A 506-nucleotide genomic window follows, 5' to 3' on the forward strand; every position below is an offset into this window, starting at 1 on the left:
ACTACGGTCTTCACCCTTATCGAGACCATGATGCCGAGTTGATTCTCGATGAACAATTGCTGCCAGTGATGAGCCCTAAATACCTTGAGGATCATCGGTGGCTAAAAAGCCCTTTTGGTGATCAAACATCGTCGATGTCTGCGAATCAATGGCAAGCGGCTACGTTGTTGCACGACGCGATGCCGTGGGAAAAAGCGACACGTGATTATGAGTGGTTGTATTGGGCTTCGGCAATGGGATTCGATTTTAAAACCGATGTCGGTCACTTTTTCAATCGAACAGACATGGCGATGTCTGCGGCTGAAGCTGGAGTCGGGATCGCGATGGCACGCATGGCGTTGATTGAGGATGAATTGACGACGAAACGTTTGGTTTCTCCATTCGCCCCCATTCCTGCCAATGCTGGGTATTACTTGATCATGAATACAAGAAGCCAGTCAACTGAGCGATTTAGAGAGTGGCTTTTGAATCAGATTGAGTCACGACGATGATTTAAGTGTTTAAGA

At 47.4% G+C, this 506-nt stretch carries 1 protein-coding gene; it reads left to right on the forward strand.

Features of this window, described 5'->3' with window-relative positions; genetic code table 11:
• Positions 1-491: LysR substrate-binding domain-containing protein (locus R7Q11_RS29665; RefSeq protein ID WP_263857242.1), on the forward strand; the 491-nt coding region annotated here is incomplete at its 5' end.
• Between the last annotated feature and the right edge of the window lie 15 nt (positions 492-506).

The sequence above is a fragment of the Vibrio sp. 970 genome (assembly GCF_033339075.1).